Genomic DNA, 13,305 nt, shown 5'->3' on the forward strand with positions numbered 1-13,305 from the left:
AGAGCGTTAAAACAAGAAAAGCAGACCATTTCTAGTCTGCTTTAGTGATCCCGCTGGGATTCGAACCCAGGACCCATACATTAAAAGTGTATTGCTCTACCAGCTGAGCTACGGAATCTAATTCTATATAAAGTGAAAAAGCACTTTTGCTTTTACATCGAGACTCAAAACCTGAACCCTCCCGATAAAAATCGGGATGCTCTACCAGCTGAGCTACGGAATCTAAAACCTATTTCAAAACAAAAGCGGAAGGACATTCCGCTGAATTTTTTGTGATCCGCTCAGGATTCGAACCTGAGACCTACTGCTTAGAAGGCAGTTGCTCTATCCAGCTGAGCTAGCGGACCTGCATAACTACTTCTAGTTATTTAAAGTCGGGGTGGCAGGATTCGAACCTACGACCTCCACATCCCAAATGTGGCGCGATACCGGGCTACGCTACACCCCGAAACTTTCTTAACTCCTTGCGAGCTATTTGTGATCCCGCTGGGATTCGAACCCAGGACCCATACATTAAAAGTGTATTGCTCTACCAGCTGAGCTACGGAATCTTAAATCTTCCAAATTACTGAATTGACCTTGTTTTTTGCCCGATCATTCCCGTAATTGGACTGCAAATTTATGACTCTGATTTATAAATGCCAAGCACCAAATCAATCTTTCTGACAAAACTTTTGATATTTTTTTTGATGCTTTTCCAAAGCGCTCATTCTCAGGCCAATGTACCCCAACTTATGGCAGCAGATTCTTTGTTTAACCAACAAAGCTATAAGGAAGCCATGGAGATTTATGAATTAAACTACCAATTGGGCATTTATTCTCCTGCTATGTTGCTAAAAATGGCATTCATTTCCGAAGGAATTGGCAACTCCGAGTTAGCAACTTTGTACCTGACCAAGTATTACGACCTAAGCCCTTATCCCGAAACACTTACCAAAATCAAGACATTAACTGGCCAAAAGGAACTTTATGGCTACGAAGTGAGTGATGCTAGCCGTTTTTTACTTTGGCTTGTTGAATTCAGAGAAATTATCGTTGCCTCTCTCACCATTATTCTTGTGCTTTCCTTGATTATCCTTTGGTCACGGGGTAAGAAACTTACGGAGGCTCGGTTTTATTGGCCTTCCGTAATCTTGATCTGCCTCATATTTGTCACAAATAATTTCCTCAAAGCACCTACCTCCGCTCTTATCACAAAAAGTCCAACACTAATCATGTCAAAACCTACAGCGGGGGGTGAACCTGTCGATCTAGTGGAGCCTGGTCATCGGGTCAAAATCAGATCCTCCAAAGACATCTGGTATGAAATCGAATGGAAAGACCAAATCGCCTATATCAAAAAAGATCATGTAACAAGACTATAAAAAAAGAGCTCCAAAAATGGAGCTCTTTTTATTACAAGGGCTTGATCATCAAGTTTCGGTAATGAACCACGTCTCCGTGATCCTGTAAGGCAATTTTACCTTTCTTGTATTTACCAAAACCCGGCATATCCTTAAACTTACTTTTTGCAATCAATGCTTCCCACTCTGGAGTAAATAGCTGAGTAGAGACAATCGTCACACCATTCAAAACTAGATCTAGTTTACCTTGGTTTACAATGATCTCAGCTTGATTCCATTCTCCCGCAGGCTTAACGGTTTCTTCGCTACTTACGATCAAATCATATAGATCTCCGGCTCTATGGCTAATGATTTTAGCATCAGGATGGCCGTTGTTATCCAATACTTGCATCTCAGGACCAGTCTGCCATGGATACTGATATTCCGGCGATTCATGAACGAGGAAGATTACGCCACTATTTCCATTAGGTGCGATTTTCCACTCATATTTAAAATGGAAATTTTCAAACTCCTCATTGGTTACGATATCGCCACCGTCACCGGTTTGCCATCCGTCTTTATTAGCTGCATCGAGATAGATTTCACCATTTTCGATTTTCCAAGCTTTTCCTACTTCTCCTCCACCGTATTTAGACCAGCCATTGAATGTTTGGCCATCAAATAACGGGACCCATTCAGTTACAGTTGCTACTACTGCAACTGAATCAATTGAAGCAGTTTCTTCAGTTTTAGGACTTGAGCAAGCAGCCAAGAGTCCAGCAGCAGCCCAAAGTGCGATTCTAGATTTCACCATCACTTATTTTTTCAAAAGAAGTACATATCGAACCATGTCTTTGGCATCCTCTTCACTCAAAGCTGGATGTGGAGGCATTGGTACTTCACCCCATACACCTACTCCACCTTCAATCACTTTCTTAGCCAACATAGCAACGTTTTCCTCGGTGCTTTCATATTTAGCTGCAACATCTGCATAGGAAGGTCCTACAATTTTACGCTCCACCATATGGCAAGAGGTACAATCAGATCCCTTTACTTTTTCAATTCCCTTGATGTAAATAGGATCATCCTTGTATTTGTCTTCAAGGCTAACCTCTTGGGCAGGTGCTGCTGGAGCTGCAACTTCTGCTGTGGTTGTTTCAGTAGTTTTTTCTCCGCCACCACAAGCAAAGGTTAATCCAGCGATTGCTAAAAGTGCGAGGTTTAATGGTTTTGTAATTTTCATTGTTTATTTAGTTTGGGTATTCAAATTCCTAAAATCTTCTTGTTAAACTCTTCATCTGCTCCAGTTCCCGCAAAATCGTCAAACGCTTTTTCGGTCACTCGAATAATATGATCTGCTATAAATGGAGCCCCTTCTGCAGCCCCTTGTTCTGGATGCTTGATGGCGCATTCCCATTCCAAAACAGCCCATCCACTGTAATTGTACTGCGAAAGTTTGCTAAATATTCCGGCAAAATCAACCTGTCCATCTCCCAATGATCTGAATCTTCCGGCACGCTCTACCCAGCCCTGAAATCCTCCATACACACCTTGTTTACCTGTCGGATTAAATTCAGCGTCTTTAACATGGAACATCTTGATTCGGTCATGGTAAAAATCAATAAACTGAAGATAATCCAGACACTGAAGCACAAAATGGCTTGGGTCATACAAAATATTAGCCCGCTTGTGACCCCCAACTTTATCTAGAAACATTTCAAAGGTGATCCCATCATGCAAATCCTCACCAGGGTGCAATTCATAACAAACATCCACTCCAACTTCATCGAATGCATTTAAGATCGGAGTCCATCGCTTTGCTAGTTCTGTGAAACCGGTTTCAACCAATCCGGCAGGTCGCTGCGGCCAAGGATAAACGGTGTGCCACATCAAAGCCCCTGAAAAGGTTGCATGCGCATTCAATCCCAAATTAGCAGAGGCTTGTGCCGCATATTTCAATTGTTGTGTAGCCCATGCTGATTTACCTTTCAAGTCTCCCTTCAAATTAGCTGGAGCAAAACCATCAAAAAGCTCATTGTAAGCTGGATGAACAGCTACCAATTGTCCCTGAAGGTGCGTTGAAAGTTCAGAAATTTCCATTCCGGTCTCTGCCACGATTCCTTTGATTTCATCCGCATAAGTCTTGCTTTCTGCAGCTTTTTGAAGATCGATCATACGGGAATCCCAAGAAGGAATCTGTACTGCCTTATAGCCAAGGTCAGCCATGTATCGACTGATATTTTTCAGATTATTGAAAGGCGCTTTATCATCGGCAAACTGCGCTAAAAAGATCGCAGGTCCTTTAATCGTTTTCATATGAATTATAGATTTGGATAGTTTGAGTTTATTTTATTTTTCAACAACGAACGGAGTCCATTTCAAGTCTGACTGAGTGCTTCGAAGTACATGGTCAATAAAGGCCATTCCACGGATTCCATCTTCAATTCCTGGATAATCTTCCCATTCCCACTTGGGTTGCTGCCCTGCCCGATCTGCATAAATACATCTTGCAAAATTTCGGTACAAATTAGCAAATGCCTCAATATATCCTTCCGGATGGCCCGCTGGAGTACGGGTATTTTCTTGGGCCAAAGAACCCAAGTAACCTGTACCAGCCCTCATGATTTGAGCTGGTCCGGTTGGTTCACGGAATATCAGGGTATTGTTGAGCTCCTGTTCCCATTCCAAGCCTCCTTTTTCTCCATATACCCTAATCTTAAGGTTATTTTCGCATCCTGTGTCCGTCTGGCTAGCCATCAATACTCCTGATGCACCATTTTCAAATCGTAACAAAACAACGCCATCATCATCAATCGGTCTACCCTCAATTTTGATGTATAAATCCGCGCAGATATGGGACACTTTCAGGCCAGTCACATATTCTACCATGTTAAATGCATGGGTACCGATATCACCCATACAGCCCGCCAACCCATTTCTATTTGGGTCAGTTCTCCATTCAGCCTGCTTATTATTTTCGGTTTCGAGCAATTTGTATAACCAGCCCTGAGGGTACTCCACATAAACTTTTCGGACCTTTCCAATTTTGCCATCCATAACCATTTGTTTGGCCTGCTTGATCATTGGATAACCCGTGTAAGTATGAGTTAATAAAAATCTTCGATCCGAATTTTTAACGATGTGATACAGCTCTTTGGCCTCCCCATAATTCAGTGTAAGTGGTTTATCCAAGGCCACATGAAATCCATAGTTGAGCGCTTTTACGGTAGGGTCAAAATGTACATTGTTTGGAGTTACAATGGCCACGACATCCATCCGTTCTCCCTCTGGAAGCTGGGATTCTTTTTCAAACATTTCATCGTAGCTGGCATAAACTCGAGCTGGATCCAGCATGAGCTCTTCGCCTTTTTGCTTTGATTTTGAAGGATTCGAGCTAAAAGCACCGCATACCAATTCAAACATTCCATCCATCAAAGCGCCATTCAAATGAATTGCTCCGATAAATGAGCCCGGTCCTCCACCAACAAGGCCGAGTTTCAGTTTTTTTGCTGCTGACATATGTAAATTAATTGATCAGGTTATTTTGAGAAGATTAGTAAAGTCGAATGCTAAATTTCGGCTATTCCTTCGCTCGAAAAGTGGCTTTATGACCAATTGCTTCATTGGGTTATGAATGGCTTTGTCAAAACTTTTTTTGCCCTTTCTTCGGATTGTCAAAGGAGATGCTTAAAATACAGCAAAAAGGCCAAATTCTAAATTTAAAGCCTAAAAATGAACAATAAACCTTCCCAAAGCCTATGAATCTTCAGCTCAAGTTGCGCCTTTCTTCCATGATGTTTTTGGAATTTTTTGTCTGGGGATCATGGTATGTAACGATGGGGACTTTTTTGGGAACAAACCTTCAGGCCAGAGATCAGGATATTTCACTTGCATTCTCAACCCAATCGTTTGGGGCAATCATCGCTCCTTTTATCGTTGGCTTGATAGCAGATCGATATTTTCATGCCCAAAAGATCTTAGGGGTGATTCATCTTCTCGGTGCCGGATTGATGTTTTTACTTTACAATTCGAGCGACTTTTCGGAGTTCTTCCCCTTAATTTTCATCTACATGATTCTTTTCATGCCGACGCTAGCTTTGGTTAATTCGATTTCTTTCAACCAAATGAAAAATCCTGAAAAGGAGTTTTCTGTAATCCGTGTCTGGGGCACAATCGGCTGGATCGCTGCAGGTATGCTAATTTCTTTTTTGGCTTGGGATAGTCAAGAAGGAATGGCGGATGGACTGTTGAGAAATACTTGGATCATGGCATCCATGGTGTCCCTAGGACTTGGTCTTTACAGCTTTACACTACCCTCAACACCGCCTCGAGCCAGCAGTAATGAGAAGTTTACACTTTCAAATGCCCTGGGACTCGATGCCCTATCTCTTTTGAAGCATAAAAATTACGCGATTTTCTTCCTATCCTCCATTTTGATATGTATTCCACTTGCTTTCTATTATCAAAATGCCAGTCCTTTTCTGACCGAAATCGGCTTGGAAAATTCTACAGGAAAAATGGCCTTAGGGCAAGTGTCTGAAGTAGCTTTTATGCTGGCTTTACCAATTTTCTTTTCTCGTTTTGGATTGAAAAAGACCCTGATTGTCGCCATGCTCGCATGGGCGGTTCGTTACTTTTTCTTTGCCTTCGGAAATGCCCAAGATGGTGTCTGGATGCTACTTGTTGGGATCCTTCTTCATGGGATTTGTTATGATTTCTTTTTCGTCAGTGGACAAATCTACACCGATTCACATGCCGGTGAGAAGTATAAATCATCGGCCCAAGGGTTGATCACCTTGGCTACATATGGAATAGGCATGTTGATTGGATTCTGGGCTGCCGGCCAAATTTCAAATTTTTACCTTGATTCTGCCGGAAGTCACGATTGGAAGTCGATTTGGATGATTCCTTCTGGGATTTCCGTTTTGGTTTTGTTATTTTTCATTTCGTTTTTCAAATCAGAGAAAACGGAACTCAAACCCTAACCCAAAAAACCTATGACATTCAATCCAGGAAGACGGTCTTCCTTCAAAAAAATGATCCTTGGCGGTGCCGCTGTGGGATCATTGGCCTCTTTTGAATCAAAGCAAGAGGCTTCTTTTCAATTGAAAGGAAATATCAATCATGGCGTTTGTGCTTGGTCAATGCGCCCGCTCAGCCTAGAGGAACTTTGTCAGAATATCAAAAGTGTGGGAGTTGGCGCTATAGATCTCATTGGGCCAAACAACTGGGAAACCCTAAAAAAATACGACATCCACTGCTCTATGTGCAACGGAGCCGAGATCGGAATTCCGGATGGGTTTAATGACCCAAAATTTCATGACCAACTCGAGAAAAATTACACAGAAGTAATTCCTTTGGTTGCCAAAGCTGGCTATCAAAACATCATTGCTTTTTCTGGTAATCGAAGAGGAATGGATGATGAAACAGGATTGAAAAACTGTGAAATCGGAATCAAAAAAATACTAGGACTTGCAGAAAAACATGGTGTAACGATCACTATGGAGCTTCTTAACAGCCGAGTCGATCATAAAGATTACATGTGTGATAAATCCGCTTGGGGCATTGAGCTCTGTAAACGAATCTCTAGTGACAATTTCAAACTCCTATTCGATATCTACCACATGCAAATCGACGAAGGAGATATTATCCGGACCATTCGAAACAATCATCAATACTTTGGTCATTATCATACTGCTGGAAATCCAGGAAGAAATGACCTTGACGATAAACAAGAAATCTACTATCCCCCTATCATGCAGGCTATTGTAGATTCGGGATTCAAGGGATATGTCTCCCATGAATTTATTCCGAAAGGAGAAGATAAAATCGCAGCATTGGGACATGCTGTGCAAGTTTGTGATGTCTAAAACTAATTAAACCAAAAAACCATAACCTATGGCAAATGAAGCGTATGACGCAATCGTAGTTGGGTCAGGAATTAGTGGCGGTTGGGCTGCTAAAGAGCTGACGGAAAAGGGGCTGAAAGTATTGCTCCTAGAGAGAGGCCCAATGGTCGAGCACATAAAAGATTACAAAACGGCCACCCTTCCCCCATGGGAAGTACCTCATAGAGGCAGAAGAACTCAGGAACAGTTGGAAAACCATCCTAACCTAAGAAGAGATTATGTATTGAATGAACTGAACTTAGACTGGTGGGCTCACGAAAGCGATTCTCCATATGTGGAAGAAAAGCCATTCACTTGGTTCAGAGGCTATCAAGTAGGTGGTAGATCCTTGCTATGGGGACGTCAATCCTACCGATGGGCTAATATCGATTTTGAAGCTAATGCGAAAGAAGGCATTGCCGTTGATTGGCCTATTCGATACAATGACATTGCTCCGTGGTATAGCTATGTAGAAAAATTCATCGGTGTATCCGGATCCAAAGATGGACTTGAAATCTTGCCTGATGGTGAGTTTCAACCACCCATGCCGATGAACTGCGTGGAAGAGGCAGGAGCTGCCAAAATCAAAGAACACTATAAAGGTGCTAGAACTTGGACAATTGGTCGACCTGCAAACATTACGCAACCACTTCCAGGTAGACCTGGCTGTCAATACAGAAATAAATGTTCGCTAGGCTGTCCATTCGGAGGTTATTTCAGCACTCAGGCTTCGACACTTCCTGCAGCTATGGCTACTGGAAACCTTACCTTGAGACCATGGTCAATTGTCAGAAGACTGATCTATGACAAAGACACTCAAAAAGCAACAGGAGTAGAAATCATCGATGGTCAAACGAATCAGACCATAGAATTTAATGCAAAGATCATCTTCCTATGCGCTTCTGCATTTAATTCCACTGCGATTTTGATGAGAACTGCCACTGATATTTGGCCAGGTGGATTGGGTTCAAGCTCTGGTGAGCTAGGGCACAATGTCATGGATCACCATTTCAGACTTGGAGCAAACGGTACCTATGAAGGCTTCGAAGACAAGTATTATTTTGGACGGAGACCTACCGGATTGTATATCCCTAGATTCAGAAACCTAAACGGAGAAAAGAGAGATTACCTCCGTGGTTTTGGATATCAAGGAGGTGCAAGCCGTAGCGGCTGGAGTAGAGATGTGGCTGAACTAGGCTTTGGTGCTCCAATGAAGGATGCCTTAACCGAACCAGGACCATGGTCAATGGGAATTACCGCATTCGGAGAAATTCTCCCTTACCATGACAACCATATCCGATTAAGCGATACGGTCAAAGATAAATGGGGAATGGAAGCATTGGTCATGAACGCAGAAATCAAAGAAAATGAGCTCAATATGCGTAAGGACATGATGAATGATGCGGCTGAAATGCTGGAAGTAGCTGGTTTTAAAAATGTAAGAACCTTTGATGCTGGCTATACTTTTGGACAGGGTATTCATGAAATGGGTACTGCTCGAATGGGCCGTGACCCTAAAACTTCGGTCCTTAATGGAAACAATCAAGTGTGGGAAGCGAAAAACGTATTCGTGACAGATGGAGCTTGCATGACCTCTGCAGCTGCTCAAAACCCATCCTTGACATACATGGCTTTGACTGCACGTGCAGCCAATTTCGCAGTAGAAGAATTAAAGAAAAGAAACCTCTAATCGGATAAAGACATGACACAGATGAATAGAAGAGATGCTTTGAAAAGCGTCGTCCTAATGATGGGAGGTACGATGATCGGTGCCACCGCTATTCTTACAGGATGTGCTCCCGAGCAACAGATCAAGGACCTCAACTTCACGCCTGAAGATCTTGCATTCTTGGATGAAATCGGTGAAACCATCATTCCAACTACAGATACTCCAGGAGCAAAGGCCACCAAGATTGGTGAGTTTATGCAAATGATGGTCAAAGATTGCTATGATGCCGAGCAGCAGACCGCCTTTATTGAAGGGCTCAATACCCTTCGTAAAGATTTCAAAGCTGAAAAAGGTGGAGATTTCATGGAGGCTAGCGGAGAAGATCGATTGGCATTCCTTAACTCCATGCAGGAAAAATTCAAAGCCAGTGGAGAAGCACGTCAACCTATTGTCATCAATATGCTTCGTGATTTGACTGTTTTGGGCTATTTCACTTCAGAAATCGGCGCATCTCAAGCACTTCGCTATGTGGAAGTTCCCGGCAGATTTGACCCATGCATCGATTATGCAAAGGGAGACAAAGCCTGGGCTATTTAATCCAACCGCAATTTAAATCCTTGCCTGCTCTGTGCTCAGAGCAGGCATTTTATTTCAACCCTGCACCATGAACTCAAGAAGAAAATTTATTCAATACAGCTCCATGCTCGGATTGGGTGTGGCTGTTAGCCCTCTGCAATTTTGTACTTCACCCTCAAAGGAGTCCGTTGCGACAGAAAGTGAACCCCTTTTGTCCGAATTTGGAATCCAACTCTATTCTGTGAAAGAGGATATGGCTATTGATCCAGCCGGCACGATGAGGAAACTAGCCAGCTACGGATATAAGCAGTTTGAAGGTTTTGATGGAGGTAAAGGAATTCTTTGGGGCATGAGTCCAGAAGAATTCAATGGACTTCTGAATGAAATCGGTGCAAAAATGGTCGCGACACATTGCAATGTTTTTGAAAATTTGGAGGAACAGGCTCAACTCGCCCTCCAAACTGGAATCCAATATCTGATTTGTCCTTGGATCGGACCTCAAAAATCAATTGAAGAGTATAAAAATATCGCAGCGGAGTTTAATCAAATTGGAGAAAAATTGAACGCTCTTGGCCTTAAGTTCGCCTACCACAATCACGACTACACCTTTGTCGAACTGGAAGGACAAATGCCTCAAGATGTCTTGATGACCGAAACAAATCCAGAATGGGTGGATTTTGAGATGGACATGTATTGGGTGTATGTCGCAGGAATTGATCCAAAAGACTACCTCAGCAAATATCCTTCACGATTTAAACTTTGCCATGTGAAGGACGCTATTCCGGGACCAGGTGACCCTCACCAGCGAGGCACTTTATTGGGTCAAGGAGAGATTCCTTATTCTGATTTAATCGCCCAATCTCAAGGTTTAGGCATGGAATTTTTCATCGTGGAACAAGAGCAATTTCCAAGTGGGACTCCTATGGAAGCGGCCGAGGCAAATGCGGTTTACCTTTCAGGTCTTCAAAAATCCTAAAAGAAATCAGAGGTCCCCGACTTTCGGAAAAACATAAAAAACATCACCACCACCAAAATAATCAGCAAGGCCACCTCAAACTGTGCCCAAATTTGGGATCTGTTAATCAGGACTTTGGCTTTGCTGATTAATTTTTCTCCTTCTTGCAATTGGATCGAGCTAAGATTATCCAAATCCTTTCGCGCCTGAGAGATTTTTTGATCGTAAATTTTTACCTGATTTTGGTTCACTCCTGAAGAGTCCGTAAAGAGTAGATCGTAGCTTTTGATATTCAGATCATTTTGAATGATGGTCTTAAAATCGGACAAATAACTCGCCTCCTGCTCTGTTAATTGCGTTTGTTCAAACTCAGTGACGATGGCCATAATCGCCGATTCATGGTCTGTGATTTCATTGATCACTTTAGAGTAATCGTAACTCAAATCGCAGTGATCAATCAATTTTTGAATCAAAAACAGTCGCTCAGAAATATCGAAAATGTAAGATTCTACGACCAATCGGTCATTGTAGACTTCGGTAAAAGTGCTGCTGATTTTACGGAAGGACTGCCGTTCGATGAGATTTTTTCCATAAAGCAACAAAAGCAAAACCCCTAAAATGACAATCGCCTTAACTTTTCTCTTTCTGACCACGAGCTAGCTGATTTTGGTGAGTAATTCTAACTAAATCTAAAAACCTATTTAAAGGACATTCCTCGATATTCCAAATCCCCAGCACTTTTTCAGCCAAAATCAAGGAAAATCAATCCGGCTTTTGGTCATAGACCCGCACATAATCGACCACCAATTGCTGAGGCCAAATCGCAGAATCTACACCATATTTCCCACCCCAATTGCCTCCAACAGCTAGGTTAAGAATCAAATGAAAAGGTTGATCAAATGGCCATTCCTTTGATCCTCCACCGGTATTTTCGAAGGTAAAATAAAGATCCCCATCTAGGTAAAAATCGATCCGATCTTCCTTCCAGTCAATCGCGTAAACATGGAATTCCGAATGAAAAGTTGGCAATTTGACTTGATTTGCCTTTTGAGTGCCAATGGTATGGTTAAAGGCTTCGGTATGGACTGTGCCATGAATAATCGCGGGATCATAGCCCACATGCTCCATGATATCTATTTCTCCACTTTTGGGCCAGCCTCCGAACGTATTTACTTCAGGAAGCATCCAAATGGCAGGCCATGTGCCAAGGCCTTCCGGCAAATTGGCTTTCACCTCAATAAATCCATATTTCCAAGCACCTTTCCCCTTGGTAACTAGTCGCGCAGAGGTATAGCCTTTAGAAAAAGTTGCATCCTTAATCGCCTCGATGATCAGATTTCCATTTTCTACTCGTGCATTTTTGGGATCTCTTTTAGTGTAAAACTGCAATTCATTATTACCCCAGCCATGGTCTCCTACATCATAGCTCCATTTGGTGGAATCGGGTAAACCCATACCATTGAATTCGTCTGCCCAAAGAAGTTGAGCGGTTTTTTGGGTGGACTGTTGTGCGGAAGCTTGCCAGGAACCCAGCAAGAGTGCAAGAAGGAAATAAATCGGTTTCATAGGATTTTAAGCGCGTCCGAAAGTACAAAACTTTCCTAAAAACTGGGAGTTCTACAAAGGACATGAATCTGGAAATGGAATTTTCCACACGAAACAAAATTTGGTACTTTCGCAACTAATATAAACCCAATGCCATGGCCTACTACTTTAGATTAGGAGAAATCCCCCCTAAGCGACACACGCAATTCAGGCAACCCGACGGAAGTCTATATAAAGAGGAACTCGTCAGTTCGAAGGGCTTCTCTGGAGTCTATTCCAACCTGTATCACATTTACAATCCTAATTCGGTTAAATCCATCGGTACTCCGGTGAAGTATTCTTGGGAACCTGCTAATGCCTATGGATTAAACCAAACTCACCTCAAAACCTCAGGGGTGGAAATCACTGGTGAGGATTATCTCAGTGCAAGACGGATGCTGATGATGAATGGGGATGTGATGATGGGCATCTGTTCTCCCAAAAACCGGAAAATGGATTACTACTTCAAAAATGCCGACGGAGATGAGCTAATTTATATCCACGACGGAGAAGGAGTTCTTTATTCCCAGTTTGGAAAATTAACCGTCAGAAAAGGAGATTATGTGGTCATCCCAAGAACCACCATCTACCGATTTGAATTTGAGGAAGAGGGACCGCTTCGACTTTTGGTCATCGAATCACATGGACCAATTGAAACGGTCAAGCGATACCGAAATGAGCTCGGCCAACTTTTGGAACATTCGCCCTACTGCGAGCGGGACATTCGTCCTCCTCACGAACTTCACATCGAACGAGAGCAGGGAGAATACCTCGTTCAGATTAAAAAACAAGGGTATTTGCATCCCTACACGTATGCCCATAGCCCTTTGGACATCGTAGGTTGGGATGGTTTTTTATACCCATATGCCCTTTCGATTCATGATTTCGAACCGATCACTGGACGTATTCACCAGCCACCTCCAGTTCACCAAACATTCCAAGCTTGGGGTTTCGTGATCTGTTCATTTGTTCCTAGATTATTTGACTACCATCCATTAGCGATACCTGCTCCTTACAATCATAGCAATATTGACTCCGACGAGGTACTCTACTATGCAGAGGGGGAGTTTATGAGTCGAAAAGGAATAGATCGAGGCTCATTCACCATTCATATGGGTGGACTTCCTCATGGACCGCATCCCGGCACTGTCGAAAAATCAATTGGAGCGAAAGAGACTAAAGAATATGCAGTCATGTTGGATACTTTTAGACCCTTGCAATTGACCACGGATGCGCTGGATTTTGTTGATAAAAATTACCCGATGAGCTGGACGGAATAAAAAAAGGGCTGGAAATGAATTCCAGCCCTTT

13 protein-coding genes and 4 tRNA genes are annotated in these 13,305 nt (G+C 42.7%); 7 read left to right on the top strand and 10 right to left on the bottom strand.

Going from position 1 to position 13,305, the window contains the following annotated elements:
• Positions 1 to 45: 45 nt before the first annotated feature.
• The 4 genes from AO498_RS00425 to AO498_RS00440 form a co-directional block, all read right to left on the bottom strand.
• A tRNA-Lys gene (locus AO498_RS00425) sits at positions 46 to 118 on the bottom strand.
• A 155-nt stretch (positions 119 to 273) separates the two neighbouring features.
• A tRNA-Arg gene (locus tag AO498_RS00430) sits at positions 274 to 347 on the bottom strand.
• Between the two features lie 27 nt (positions 348 to 374).
• Positions 375 to 448: transfer RNA gene (locus tag AO498_RS00435), tRNA-Pro, on the bottom strand.
• A 30-nt stretch (positions 449 to 478) separates the two neighbouring features.
• Positions 479 to 551 (bottom strand) — tRNA-Lys (locus AO498_RS00440).
• A 183-nt stretch (positions 552 to 734) separates the two neighbouring features.
• Between AO498_RS00440 and AO498_RS00445 the strand changes: the two genes are divergently transcribed.
• Positions 735 to 1,364, top strand: coding sequence for an SH3 domain-containing protein (locus AO498_RS00445; protein ID WP_236778623.1), 630 nt, complete (start codon positions 735 to 737; stop codon positions 1,362 to 1,364).
• A 31-nt stretch (positions 1,365 to 1,395) separates the two neighbouring features.
• Here the strand turns inward: AO498_RS00445 and AO498_RS00450 are convergent, their stop codons facing one another.
• From AO498_RS00450 to AO498_RS00465, 4 genes are read right to left on the bottom strand one after another with little or no spacing between them, the layout of a single operon-like run.
• Complete coding sequence (locus AO498_RS00450) at positions 1,396 to 2,136, bottom strand: 3-keto-disaccharide hydrolase (protein ID WP_067542179.1); 741 nt, start codon at positions 2,134 to 2,136, stop codon at positions 1,396 to 1,398.
• Positions 2,137 to 2,139: 3 nt separating this feature from the next.
• A complete protein-coding gene (locus AO498_RS00455; RefSeq protein WP_067542182.1) occupies positions 2,140 to 2,565 on the bottom strand; it encodes a c-type cytochrome in 426 nt (141 codons plus the stop codon).
• 20 nt (positions 2,566 to 2,585) lie between these two features.
• On the bottom strand, positions 2,586 to 3,638 hold the full coding sequence (locus AO498_RS00460; protein ID WP_067542185.1) for a sugar phosphate isomerase/epimerase family protein: 1,053 nt from the start codon (positions 3,636 to 3,638) through the stop codon (positions 2,586 to 2,588).
• Between the two features lie 33 nt (positions 3,639 to 3,671).
• Positions 3,672 to 4,841, bottom strand: a complete 1,170-nt coding sequence (locus tag AO498_RS00465; protein ID WP_067542188.1) for a Gfo/Idh/MocA family protein — start codon at positions 4,839 to 4,841, stop codon at positions 3,672 to 3,674.
• 239 nt (positions 4,842 to 5,080) lie between these two features.
• Between AO498_RS00465 and AO498_RS00470 the strand changes: the two genes are divergently transcribed.
• The 5 genes from AO498_RS00470 (at position 5,081) to AO498_RS00490 (ending at position 10,431) form a co-directional block, all read left to right on the top strand.
• Complete coding sequence (locus AO498_RS00470; RefSeq protein ID WP_067542191.1) at positions 5,081 to 6,307, top strand: nucleoside permease; 1,227 nt, start codon at positions 5,081 to 5,083, stop codon at positions 6,305 to 6,307.
• 12 nt (positions 6,308 to 6,319) lie between these two features.
• Positions 6,320 to 7,192: a hydroxypyruvate isomerase family protein gene (locus AO498_RS00475; RefSeq protein WP_067542194.1), complete on the top strand. Its 873-nt coding sequence runs from the start codon at positions 6,320 to 6,322 to the stop codon at positions 7,190 to 7,192.
• A 28-nt stretch (positions 7,193 to 7,220) separates the two neighbouring features.
• Positions 7,221 to 8,900: a GMC oxidoreductase gene (locus AO498_RS00480; RefSeq protein ID WP_067542198.1), complete on the top strand. Its 1,680-nt coding sequence runs from the start codon at positions 7,221 to 7,223 to the stop codon at positions 8,898 to 8,900.
• Positions 8,901 to 8,921: 21 nt separating this feature from the next.
• The gene (locus AO498_RS00485) at positions 8,922 to 9,476 is read left to right on the top strand and encodes a gluconate 2-dehydrogenase subunit 3 family protein (RefSeq protein ID WP_417876911.1); all 555 of its coding nucleotides are present in this window, start codon (positions 8,922 to 8,924) and stop codon (positions 9,474 to 9,476) included.
• Positions 9,477 to 9,543: 67 nt separating this feature from the next.
• Positions 9,544 to 10,431 (top strand): sugar phosphate isomerase/epimerase family protein, encoded by an 888-nt coding sequence (locus AO498_RS00490; RefSeq protein WP_067542205.1) that lies wholly within the window; start codon positions 9,544 to 9,546, stop codon positions 10,429 to 10,431.
• On the opposite strand, the gene AO498_RS00495 is transcribed toward AO498_RS00490, so the two are convergent.
• Both AO498_RS00495 and AO498_RS00500 read right to left on the bottom strand, forming a co-directional pair.
• Positions 10,428 to 11,063: an MCP four helix bundle domain-containing protein gene (locus AO498_RS00495; RefSeq protein ID WP_067542208.1), complete on the bottom strand. Its 636-nt coding sequence runs from the start codon at positions 11,061 to 11,063 to the stop codon at positions 10,428 to 10,430. The genes AO498_RS00490 and AO498_RS00495 overlap by 4 nt on opposite strands.
• A gap of 109 nt (positions 11,064 to 11,172) precedes the next feature.
• Positions 11,173 to 11,976 carry a glycoside hydrolase family 16 protein gene (locus AO498_RS00500; RefSeq protein ID WP_067542210.1) on the bottom strand — a complete coding sequence of 268 codons (804 nt, stop codon included), beginning with the start codon at positions 11,974 to 11,976 and terminating at the stop codon, positions 11,173 to 11,175.
• Positions 11,977 to 12,110: 134 nt separating this feature from the next.
• Here AO498_RS00500 and AO498_RS00505 point away from each other — a divergent pair, with 134 nt between their 5' ends.
• A complete protein-coding gene (locus AO498_RS00505; RefSeq protein WP_067542212.1) occupies positions 12,111 to 13,274 on the top strand; it encodes a homogentisate 1,2-dioxygenase in 1,164 nt (387 codons plus the stop codon).
• The last annotated feature ends 31 nt before the right edge of the window (positions 13,275 to 13,305 follow it).

The organism is Algoriphagus sanaruensis (assembly GCF_001593605.1).
Taxonomy (GTDB): Bacteria; Bacteroidota; Bacteroidia; order Cytophagales; family Cyclobacteriaceae; genus Algoriphagus; species Algoriphagus sanaruensis.